The sequence below is a fragment of the Maribacter forsetii DSM 18668 genome, assembly GCF_000744105.1.
Taxonomy (GTDB): Bacteria; Bacteroidota; Bacteroidia; order Flavobacteriales; family Flavobacteriaceae; genus Maribacter; species Maribacter forsetii.
The window spans coordinates 1544613-1556623 of sequence record NZ_JQLH01000001.1 but is presented as its reverse complement, the minus strand read 5'-3'; the positions used below and the strand labels follow the sequence as shown (position 1 = coordinate 1556623).

Genomic DNA, 12011 nt, shown 5'->3' with positions numbered 1-12011 from the left:
TAATATGAGGTAAGTAATTAGTAAGAAGCAAATTATAAGTAGTTTAGAAATAAATTAGTCAGCATTAATTTATTTTAAAAACCACCATTTAAAATGCAAGACCAACATTTTCTAAAGCATATATTCTCCCCTACTACTTTTTCAGAAAGCGAACTGAAAATCATTATTCCAAAATTCAAAAAAGTAAGTTTTAGTAAAAACGACTTTCTCTTAAAAGAAGGAAAAACTGAAAACCACTACTGGTTTATAGAAAGCGGTTTTGCCCGTTCATTTGTAAACGACACCAAAGGCAACGATATTACTACAGATTTTTATGGGCAAGGCGAAATCGCAATAGATTGGTCATCATTTTTTCTTCGCAACCCTACGAGAGAAAATATTCAAGCCTTGACCGACGTTGTTTGCTGGCAGTTAGACTTTGATACCTTTCAACAACTCTTTCATAGCATTGAACCTTTTAGGGAACAAGGTCGTAAGAAATTGGTTAGTAGTTATTTTGCACTTAAAATTCAGCGAGTATCGTTCATTGCAGATGAAGCAAAAGAACGCTATCTAAGATTATTACAAGAGAAACCTCACGTTATTAAAAACGTTTCGCTACAGCATATTGCTACATATTTAGGCATTACCAAGTATTCGTTAAGTCGTATTCGCAAAGAAATAGCATCATAAAGTCCGTTTTTGCCATAGGGCAATTTTTTAGTGAAAAGTGGCATATATATTTGTCTTTATAACCAGCGATGTGCAAAAAGCCAAAAAATAAAAATCACTTTATGAAAACAATTTTCGATAAGAACACTAATAGCGAACTGATTGAAAGAATTCAGAACCTGAAAGAATCTGACAGTGCAAAATGGGGTAAAATGAACTCATATCAAATGCTAAAACATTGCACGTTAGGCGAAGAAATGTTTCAAGGTAAAAAGCAATATAAAAGACTCTACATTGGCAAATTATTTGGCAGAATGGCATTAAAGGGAATTATAAAAAATGAACTTCCCATGAAGAAAAACCAGCCTACTCATCCTGAATTAAAAATATCTAGCTCAGGAGATTTTGATAGTGAAAAGCAAAAGTGGATAAGTTTACTAAACGATTATAACGGCTATTCAAATACGAACTTCATTCATCCGTTTTTTGGAAAAATGACCAACGACGAGATTGGCATATTTGTATATAAACATACCGATCACCACTTAAAGCAATTTAATAGATAATTAAATGTTATGCTAGAAGCCGTATTTTTATTTATTACACTACTGACCTTATTCTTGTTTTATATTGGGACAGGAAAAAACTTAAGGGCAGTACTTATTTTTTTTGCTTGGCAGGTAGTTATAGGGCTTTTGTCATTTTTTGAAGTCTTTAAAGAAAAGCCCCTATTGTTCCCATTGGCTATCATTGCGACTACCCTACTATCCATTTTGGTGTTTAAAATAATTTCAATTAAAGAGCTAAATACGCGCTATTTAATAGGAATACATATTGTAAGAATCCCAGTAGAATTATGTTTGTACCAACTTTTTATAAAAGGTCAAATTCCCGAAATAATGACTTTTACCGGTTGGAATTTTGATATTTTAATAGGACTCTCTGCACTTGTGATCTTAATTTATCAATTCGTAAAGAAGAAGAATTTAGCACGACAGTATTTTTTATTTTGGAATGTAATTGGACTATTGTTTCTTTCAGTCATTGTCATAATTGCCATATTATCTTCTCCGCTACCAATTCAGCAATTTGCGTTTGAACAACCAAATATTGCTCTTTTAGAATTCCCCTATAGTTTCTTACCCACCTGTATAGTACCCATCGTTTTTATCTCTCATTTCCTGCTTATTAAACATCTTAAATAATTCTAAAACATTGATAATCAGTATTCCTGTTTTTACTTAATCTTTTCATTTTTTAAATAAAGGCGTAGTATTTTTAGCACAAACACAACCATTGCCAAAACATTTACTATTCATACTTGTAGCAGTACTAGCCACGTTTTCAGGGTTTGATAAAGATCATTCTACCCTATTAGAGGTATGAAGACCATCCAAACGAAAGTATATGTTTAGACTTATAATTAACAGTTTATCAATTCTATAAAAATGTTTAAGTCGTAGTAAAATAACTAATATTTAATTGATATAAATTTGATATTCAAACTTTTTAAATCTCTTAGTGTACGTTTAGGAACTGTTGGGTTCCATTCCCCTAATTCAAGATAGAATAGCAACCTTTTGTAAATTTGAGTATCCTAAATTAAAGTAAGTCTTTTCTTATTTTAATTAAATTTTATACCTTTTACTTATGAAAACACAAATTTTGATTTTTAGTATCCTTTTCTCCTTTATTGCCTGTTCTTCAGATGATTATTCTTCAGAAGAACAAACGCTTGTTGGTGCTTGGAAGAAGACTGCACGTTTTGACGGTGGCAGTCCGTCTCCATTAATGGACGTTGAAAATGGTAATATTATATCGTTTTCAGAACTTGGTGCATATAGTGATACATTGTTCCCTGATTGTGAGGGAACCTATGAACTCATGGATAATACCTTTGTTGTAGAAAACTTATGTGATCGTGAAAGAAGTGAATATGTATACTCATTTGAAAATGGTAAATTAATAGTAGCATTTATCCCAAATTCGTGTATTGAGGAGTGTTACGAAGTGTATACAAAACAATAATCTTTCAGATAAATAGAGATAACATCGCCTTAAACAATTCTAAAACATTAATAATCAGTATTCCTGTTTTAACTTAATCTTTTCATTTTTTAAATAATGGCGTAGTATTTTTAGCACAAACACAACCATTGCCAAAACATTTACTATCCATACTTCTATTGACACTAACCACGTTTTCAGGGTTTGGTCAAGATAATGCTACCCTATTAAAAGGCAAGGTTTCAAGTTCTAAAAATGATGTCTCTAACGTATTAGTCGTTAATCTCAATTCTAAAAAATCTACCATAACAGATTCCCTTGGTTTATTTTCTATAGAGGTAAAGTTAAAAGACTCGGTACGTATTACTGCCGTGCAATACCTACCAAAAGAAATAGTAATTAGTGAATCTCATATGAATAGTAGTTTAATAACTATTCAACTCATTGATAATGTAATTGATTTAAAAGAGGTTACGGTTATACCCTATAATTTAACCGGAGATATTAACTTAGATATCGATAGACTCGCACTTGAAAAAACAGTTACTTCTGCATCACTAGGCTTACCAAATGCTAGCTTAGATAAAATGACCCAGAGCGAACGGTTGCTATTAGAAGCAGACCGAGGAAAATATGTAAAGCTTGCTACAACAGATGAATATGGTAAGGTTTTTGAAATACTTGGTTATGCTGCTTTGACAGTAGTAGTGAATACCCATAAAATCATGAACAAAGTTTCTGGCAGAACTAAATCATTAGAAGAAATGGTGGAGCGCGATGAAAATATGAATTTAGAAAAAGAAATCATATATAAATTTTCAAAGCGAACAATAGCAGAACATTTTAACATACCTGAATCAAACGTAAACGGTTTTCTTACTTATTGCCTTTCTCAACCCGATTTCAATGAACTATCCAATTCAGGTAATATGGCCGAAATATGGGCTTACTTAGAAACTAAAAGTGTTGATTTCAAGAGTTCAGATGTTACTAAGAAATAGCATAGAACAAACATTATCACAAACTTGAAGTCAACTTCATCATAGTAGAACTTAAGGAATATAACCAACGTAATTGTTCCCAAATAAGCTGTTCTTCTTGATGGTTACGTTTTAATCCATCATTATCTGCATCAACTAAGTTCAGGTTTTCAGATTCAAATTTGGGCAATTGCTTTTCAAACGAAACTACGGCGTCTAAATTCAACTTAGTGCTTTGGTCGTCATCTTTAGATAGCATTTCCAATACCATTGAAAGGTTTTCATCTATCTTAGAAACAATGTCATTAAATCGTTCTGATGCTTCTGTAGTGGTATGGTGTTGAATATAAATACTTAATGATGCCAACGAGGATAAAAAGTTATGGTTCAACTCAACCAACTCATAAATTTTATTCAGGTTCTTCTGCTTAGAATGTGGCTCTTGTGTCATTCTCTGAAAAGCCGAACTTAAATTTGAAGTCTCTAAAAATGCATTTTTACGTGCCAATCGGTAGCTAGTAGGTACGCTACCTTTTTGAATATAAAAATTCGCAATTTTAGCTAGATACACTTTATTGGCTTCAACACTTTTGGTAACATCTTTTCGTATTTCTTGAAAGCTCCAGCTAGGCCATAGAAATAGAAATCCTAAATACGATAATCCTGCCCCTAAAAGGGTATCGATAATTCGGTATTGAATTACCGTCATCACATCTGGTTGTAAAATGCCATAAATAAATACAATACTGAGCGTAACATATATAGCAGATGCCTTGTAATTTTTCTGTAACATTGAAAGCGCAATCACAAATGAAATTAGCGCCAGTGTTGCGTATACATATACATCTTGTACCAAATAAACAATAACTGTTGCAATGACACCGCCAATTAAAGTACCAATAGTTCTGTCTTTAGAGCGAGTTTTTGTAAGACCATAATTAGGTCTCATAATTAAAATAATGGTCAGCAGAATCCAATACTGATTTTGAAAAGCGAATATATTACCCAGCACAAATCCGATCATTAGAGTAACCGCCATACGCAATGAATGTCTAAAAATAGTAGACCTAAAACTGAGGTTTCGCAATAAAATACGCGGACTATAATCTTGAGAGATTAAGAATCGTTTTAAAATCTCTTTATCTATAAACTCTTCTGATGCAACATCGTGATCACTTAACAACCACTTTATACGCTTCAACTTATCGAATTGTTTTTCTTGATACTCTAAAAAATTCTGAAACATAATAAATGCTTCATATGCCTTTGCTTCTTTTATTTTACCGAGGTCTTGAATTCTTATACGTATCTCTTCAAAACGTGCACTTAGAACATCATGCTTCGGTATTTTATTTGGTTTATTTCCAACTTCTGCAATGGTCTGTAATTGTTTTGCCATTTCGAAAATGAGATTTTGAAACAGCTTGGTAAATTCTGGATACATTTGAAACTGCTTATCCATCTTGGTATAGTTTACAGGGTTTGCCCCTGCAGTTTCCAACATTTCTATCAGTTGTACCAAAACTAGTACTCGCTTACCGTTGTACACAGACCTACCAGAATTTTTACGAGAAAGAATAAGAATTTCGCGAAGTGTCTCGTGTTGCTCGGTCAATTCGCTTTGCATTAAGAATAAACTTTTAAGTAGTTTTTTTCTATTAGACAGCTCGTTGATAAGCTTTCCACGTTTCTTCATCAACTTACCGGTACGCGCTATAGTTTCATATAAAATCTCTTCTGTCTGCCCCTTTGGGTTGATTTTATACCACAGTAAAGAGACTGCCAAATACCAGAGACCGCCAAGCCCCACCAACAAAGAATACTCATAAATTTTTAACTTATCGGGCGTATGGGCAAAGCTTAATATCAGTGCCAACAATCCTGAAAAACTAATGAGCGAAGCCCTAAATCCGTAAGATGAAATTAAAGAAATACCAAAACTGGTCAATCCTAAAATCACCAATGATAACCAAGGAGAATAATGAACATAGCCACCAATAAAACTAACCACCATAACTAAGGCAGCTGAGAATAAAATACCATATACCTTGTGCTTAAGGCTACCATTTACATCACTTGGGTTGCACCAAAAGGCACCAAAACAGATGGCAACACCTATCTCAGTATATCCTGTAGATACACCAATTGCCAATGGTGTTACCACGGCAATTACAGTAAGTACAGATTTAGAAAAACTAGTGCTGCCAAGGAACAATAGCAATTCTTTAAAAGAAGTTGTAATATAATTTTGAATTTTGCTCAACACATATAAAATCAGCCACAAAGATAGGCTTTGAAAAGTAGAATCTTTCTATTCATAAAATATGAAATAAGCAACTTTAGAAACTGGTTTTGAGCCTTAAATTTATTAGCAACTATATAATCGTTTAAAAACTATGTAAGTATTATATTACTAATATCTTTGCTATTCTCTTTTATATGTAATACTCAACTTATATATTTAATATCTATAAGTAGCATCTGACTCTAACTAAACTTTGAAGAAAAAAACCAATACCCTCTTAATATTAGCTTTAATTGTTGGGCTAGCTTTTCATGGTTCTGCCATTTTCTTTACGTTGGAGTCTACTTATGATGCATTAATTCACCTATTTTTTGCAGACCATTATGCCAGCAGTTGGTTTGACCCGTGGGAGTATAGATGGTATACCGGCTTTACAGTTCAGTCGTATCCTCCATTGGTACATCAACTCATAGGTATACTCTCTTACATTGGCGGACTAAAATTTGGTATGTATACCGTTGCCTTAATAGCCATAGTACTATTTATCACCGGCGCCTATAGGTATACCTTGCTCATGACCGGTAGCCGGCGAATTGCAGGTTACGGGGCCGTAATGGCAGTATTTTCATCAACATTCGTAGAGACCTTACATATTTTTGGTCAGTTACCAAGTGTTTCAGCTTTATCCATTTTACTGCATTCAATGACCGAAATATATCTGTGGATTAAAACAGGGAAAACTCGGTACTTCATTACATCGGCAACCATGCTTGCCGTAACGGTGACTTCTCATCATGTAACACCTTTGTTTGGCATGGTATTTTTTATTGCACCGCTAATGGGAATGGCAGTAATGGATGCCGCTAGAGAAAAAGTTGAATCATATAAAGCACTTACATTCAAAGTATTTTGGAGTACCACTTTACAGCATTTCTGGCGTATAGCCAAATTTGGAGGTACTGCAATATTCTTGCTGGTATTCTGTATTTTTCCTTACTGGTACAACTCTAAAAGAAACCCCATAACTCAAGTTGCCATTCCGCATGGATCTCGAGATAATTTCTTGGAAATCACCTCATCCGGACTCGTATTTTTCCTGATTCCTTGGGGTGTATTTCTATTTATACTACCCTACTTCTTTTACAGATATTTTAGTAAAAGGTATGTATTCTTTGGATTATCATTTACACTATTGACCATTTTAGGAACAGGAGGTACTACGCCTATACCACGTTTAATGCTGGGCGAGATGGCTTTTAATATTTTAACGTTGGATAGGTTTACGTTATGGGCCACCATTATGGCACTCCCCATATTTGCGGAGTTTGCCTACCGGATGGTTGAAGGCGATCTAAAAACACTAATTCAAGAAAAATTTGGTGGCGTATATCATAGAGTCTTAGGTGGCTTAATTGCTGGTGGTATGTTGTTTATGGTACTATTCACTATGACTTTAGGTTATTTTAGACCATCGCAACCCGCTAAAATAAAAATGCTACCCATTGTTAACTTTCTTGGGGCAGATTCCCATGACTCCTGGCGATATCTACCTTTAGGTTTTGGTGATCAAATGGCATGGCTATCTGCACAGACTAGAGCAATGACAGTTGATGGAAATTACCACTCTGCCCGCCGATTACCAGAATTAACCACCAGAGCTATAGAGCGAATAGAAAACTCAAAATTTAGAGGTGTTGAAGGTATTGGTTCCTTACAGCAGTTCTTGACCGTACCCGAGAAATACAATCTCAAGTATATTTTCTCGAACGATAAATTCTATGACCCCATACTTTATTATTGCGGTTGGCAACGGCTGCAGCAATTAGAAAACGGCATTATGGTTTGGGAAAAATTAAATGTGGCTCCCATACCGCAAATAATGCCCAAGCAAGATGTACCTACCATAATGAAAATTATGTGGGGTATCATTCCGCTATCAACCGTACTCATCGCCATTTTTGTCAACATTCAGATGATATGGGTCCGGTTGTTAAAGTCAAGAAAAGTACCGGTTCATTCATTCATGAAATTAGAACTACCGTATAATAAATTCCCATCAAAATTATTGACCTTTTCCCACTGGTGGGCATTACTTGTACTGGTATGTATGGGGTATGGCATGTATATTTTCTATGTAAAAAACGTTACCCAGCTTTCACCCAATAATGTGGTGGAATCTTACTATGACGCATTGGATTTCAAGGAGTTCTCTAGAGCGCACTCCTACATTGACCCTGAGGAAAATATTGATATTGCCCAGTATATGCTAGAGGTTTCAGTTACGGATGGTATTTTAAGCTCGTATGCAAAATTAGATTCGTTAGGCATCGAAATTTATGATGAAACCGAAAATAGCGCAAAGGCAAAAGTAGCTACACGTTGGATCACCCCTTTAGAGAATGTATTCAACAATGAATTTTATGAACTGGTAAAACGAAAGAATAAGTGGTACGTAAAATCATTAAAGGTCGATAATGACATACCACCAGATCAACTATTTACTGCCAATGGCACCACCTATTATAATCATGGTAGACGAAAAATCACCACCCAAGAAACCTATCATGAAGATGTGCTGAAACAACCAGTTCTAGAAATTCTATCCGCTAAATTGGTTAAATACAAAGGTCAGTATAGTATAATTGGTGAGTTACAAAATGTTGATAATACTCCAGCAGATATTGTAATTAAAGCCACGTTATATAATGATGACAATAAGGAATTGGCGAATTACAATGCCAAGCATCAGATAAAACATAAGTTGATGCCAAAAGAAACAACGACCTTTAAAATCAATTTTGAAGGTATAGCATGGTCGTCTACAAAAGACACCCTACCACCAACGTTTGATCCTGACCAATTTACGCCTGTAAGCTTTGAACAGCAACCCACAAAATTCAACCTACAATCTGCGGGTAATACTGCAAACACAGATTTATATAAGCATGTTGCTTTGCAAGACTTAGAATACACGGAACAAGGTTTCAATGGTGTTTTGTTTAATTCAGGCGTGCAAGAAGTAACCATTCCGCAATTGATTATATCTTATTACGATGAAAATAGCGAACTACTTTGGGTAGATCATAAGTTTGTAACCGAAGGGGTTAGAATACAACGTAAGCAATTCTTTAATTATAAACCATTAGCACTAGATAGCTTAGAAGTAATTAGCAGTAGTTTAGAAAACTGCTTTGTTAATGGTTCACCCAATAAGGCAATTGCCGATAAATTATTCCCTAATAGAAAGTTAGTACATGGCAAACAGCAAACCCAACCCTTTAAGGGAAAAGGATATGAGTTTATAAAATTTGAGATCAACAGTTATATAGGTAATCCAAAATAGTATGCGCAATACGATAATACTACTTTTAGGTCTTGTACTATTTGGTTGTTCAGAAAAAAAAGAAGAACAGCCCAAGGAAACCTATATACCCCAAACTGAGCTACTATCGCAAGTAAAAAATAGTATTGCAGGTGATGCCATCAACATATCCTTTAAAACAGAATCACCCAATGAAACCTATAAATTACAGGTTAAAAATGCTTATGGTAGTGTGTTGCTAGACACTAATGAAAAAGAAACGGATAACATTGAATTTAGCATTCCTAAAAACTTTACTAGAATTGCCGGTCCTTTCAATTGGAAGTTGGTTTTAAATGGGGAGGTCTTGGAAGAAGGCATGCATACTATTGCCACAAATGCACCAAAGGCTACGTATGTAGAATCATATTTTGGTCCCCGTAGTGTAACGGCAGGTAGAAATGATTTCTCTATGTTGACCATCTCACCTACAGACGCTTATGACAATCCTTTGGATGACGGTACAGAGGTTACCGTTAAATATCAATTTTTAGAAAATATTGATGAATTACAAATAACGACAGAAAGCTTTATTGCATGGTATAATGTAGCCTCCACCTTAAAATCCGGTAGAATATTAGTAACATCAGAATGTAATGGCACCACCTCTAAAGAATTGGCAACCATTGTATACCCTGCAAATGCAGTCAACTTTTCAATTAGCAGTTCTAGTGCCCATAATTTTGCTGATGGCAACCAAATTGTAACCTTTATATCAGATATTATAAAAGATGAGTTTGGCAATACAGTTACAAATGGCACACTGGTCACTTTTGTAATCAAAAATGAAAAAGACCAATATTTATATACCATTGGCACCACTATTAACGGTGTAGCAGAAGCTAAAACCTTACACCCGGACAAAGCTGCCATATGGGAGGTACAAGCTTTTGTAACAGGAGCCGCTGAAAGTAATACCACAAAATTTGAATTCCAATCTGCGATAAAAGACTACGCCGTTCATTTTTCTAAAGGAAATAGAAATATTGATGTTGGTCCGTTTGAAAGTTTTATGAAACAACTGATTCCTGACGGATTACTATTACAATTAGACATATACGATGCCAATGGAGAATTTATAGACACCAAAAAAACTACATCTAAAAACGGAGTATCCAATATTTTCTTAGGCGAGCATTTTCTTGAAGAGGGCGACTATATATTAAAATTGACCGCTGCAGGGATCACTAAAGAATTTACAAAGAATATACATGGCGATACAGTTAAATAAAACATTATACAGAACTGTGTTAATAGTCACTTTTTTGGCTATCAACGGACTTATTCTATATGGTATAGGAGCTGCCTGGGCATTTATGAATACCGGTGCGGATAAAACCTCTATGCTCCATTTAGAAGTGCCTATGGATGATGTCTACAAGCCAAATCTTAACTGGTCAAATATGGACAATCCAGGGCGACCAATGGAAGAGCAAGCATTAGGAGAGATTACCAATGATTATATGAATGCATGGCATGTTAGAAATATTGCATTCAAGAAAAATGACCGTTACGGTATAGAAGATTTTTACACGGACAGTGCACGGGTTAGATTATATGATAATATTGATTTGAATGTAAAGAATAACCATTGGTACAAGCGCACTACCCTAAACCATAATCCCGCATTAGATTTTTACACGGCAGATGGCACTATGGTGGTGTTTAAAGACTATAATGTAGAGGAGTACCAAGAAACCTATGAAGGTGAAACCCTCCTTTTTAAAGAAAAAGACACTACTAGTTACCAAGTAATGATGCTCTTAGAGGACGGATTTTGGCGAATTAGGCACTTAAAAGAGATACCAAACCCAATTGACACATCTAATGTAGAAAAGAGAAACATACAGGCTAAACTTGAAAAAATAAAACTGCAAAAAGGTCTAAACTATTATCCAAAAGACTCCCCTTGGGACACTTTTGGTAAGCGTTTTAACGATACTATAATCAATGATGATTTTCAAATTATTAATGAAATGGGATTAAATACTATTCGTGTATTTATTCAATATGAAGATTTTGGAAAAAATAGGGTCGATGCCAAAAAATTGGAACTTTTAAAGAAACTATTAGATATAGCAGAAAATAATAAGTTAGATGTTCTTATTACCCTTTTCGATTTTTATGGTGATTACGATATATCTAATTGGACATTGACACACAGACATGCAGAAGCCATTGTAAATGCGGTAAAGGACCACCCAGCGCTCTTAGGGTGGGATATAAAAAACGAACCCGATCTAGATTTTGATTCCCGCGGCAAGGATAATGTAATACAGTGGCTAAATCAAATGATTTTAGAAATTAGAAATTGGGACACTAAAAACCCAATAACCATTGGTTGGTCTAACCCAGAGGCTGCCTTGAATCTATCTAAAGAAGTTGATTTTATTTCTTTTCACTATTATAAAAAGCCCCAGTATTTTTTAGAATCTTATAAGATCTTAAGGTATTTAACTCCAAATAAACCTATTGTGTTACAAGAATACGGAGATTCTTCTTATGATGGTATGTGGAGTTTATTTTCAGGCTCTGACGAAAAACAAGCCGCTTATTATAAAGAAATGCAAGGGTATTTAGAAGAAGAGAACATTCCCTTTTTATTCTGGACGCTTTATGACTTTGAAAAAGTACCCAGTTCAGTTGCCGGTAGCTTACCCTGGAGAACAAAAAAGCAACACTTCTTTGGTTGCTTGGATTCTTTAGGTAATAAAAAGCCATCTTACTATGAACTAGCTATAAAGAATAAATAAGATAAAATTTAGGT

9 protein-coding genes are annotated in these 12011 nt (G+C 34.6%); 8 read left to right on the top strand and 1 reads right to left on the bottom strand.

Annotated features, from left to right (window positions below; all coding sequences use genetic code 11):
• Nucleotides 1-93 precede the first annotated feature (93 nt).
• From P177_RS06590 to P177_RS19355, 5 genes are all read left to right on the top strand, one after another.
• A complete protein-coding gene (locus P177_RS06590; RefSeq protein WP_036153163.1) occupies nt 94-672 on the top strand; it encodes a Crp/Fnr family transcriptional regulator in 579 nt (192 codons plus the stop codon).
• A gap of 101 nt (nt 673-773) precedes the next feature.
• Nucleotides 774-1217 carry a DUF1569 domain-containing protein gene (locus P177_RS06585; RefSeq protein WP_036157944.1) on the top strand — a complete coding sequence of 148 codons (444 nt, stop codon included), beginning with the start codon at nt 774-776 and terminating at the stop codon, nt 1215-1217.
• Nucleotides 1218-1226: 9 nt separating this feature from the next.
• A complete protein-coding gene (locus tag P177_RS06580; protein WP_036153161.1) occupies nt 1227-1856 on the top strand; it encodes a hypothetical protein in 630 nt (209 codons plus the stop codon).
• Between the two features lie 445 nt (nt 1857-2301).
• Nucleotides 2302-2679: a hypothetical protein gene (locus tag P177_RS06575; RefSeq protein WP_036153159.1), complete on the top strand. Its 378-nt coding sequence runs from the start codon at nt 2302-2304 to the stop codon at nt 2677-2679.
• A 128-nt stretch (nt 2680-2807) separates the two neighbouring features.
• Complete coding sequence (locus P177_RS19355) at nt 2808-3659, top strand: hypothetical protein (protein ID WP_157486481.1); 852 nt, start codon at nt 2808-2810, stop codon at nt 3657-3659.
• A 16-nt stretch (nt 3660-3675) separates the two neighbouring features.
• Here P177_RS19355 and P177_RS06565 read toward each other — a convergent pair whose 3' ends face one another.
• Nucleotides 3676-5901: an FUSC family protein gene (locus tag P177_RS06565; RefSeq protein ID WP_036157938.1), complete on the bottom strand. Its 2226-nt coding sequence runs from the start codon at nt 5899-5901 to the stop codon at nt 3676-3678.
• Nucleotides 5902-6136: 235 nt separating this feature from the next.
• Between P177_RS06565 and P177_RS06560 the strand changes: the two genes are divergently transcribed.
• The 3 genes from P177_RS06560 to P177_RS06550 are packed head-to-tail and all read left to right on the top strand — an operon-like array spanning nt 6137 to nt 11997.
• Nucleotides 6137-9226, top strand: a complete 3090-nt coding sequence (locus P177_RS06560) for a membrane protein (RefSeq protein ID WP_036153157.1) — start codon at nt 6137-6139, stop codon at nt 9224-9226.
• Between the two features lies 1 nt (nt 9227).
• Nucleotides 9228-10475, top strand: a complete 1248-nt coding sequence (locus tag P177_RS06555) for a hypothetical protein (RefSeq protein ID WP_051941740.1) — start codon at nt 9228-9230, stop codon at nt 10473-10475.
• Nucleotides 10456-11997 carry a glycoside hydrolase family 2 TIM barrel-domain containing protein gene (locus P177_RS06550; RefSeq protein WP_036153155.1) on the top strand — a complete coding sequence of 514 codons (1542 nt, stop codon included), beginning with the start codon at nt 10456-10458 and terminating at the stop codon, nt 11995-11997. Before P177_RS06555 ends, P177_RS06550 begins: the two co-directional genes overlap by 20 nt.
• Nucleotides 11998-12011: the final 14 nt, after the last annotated feature.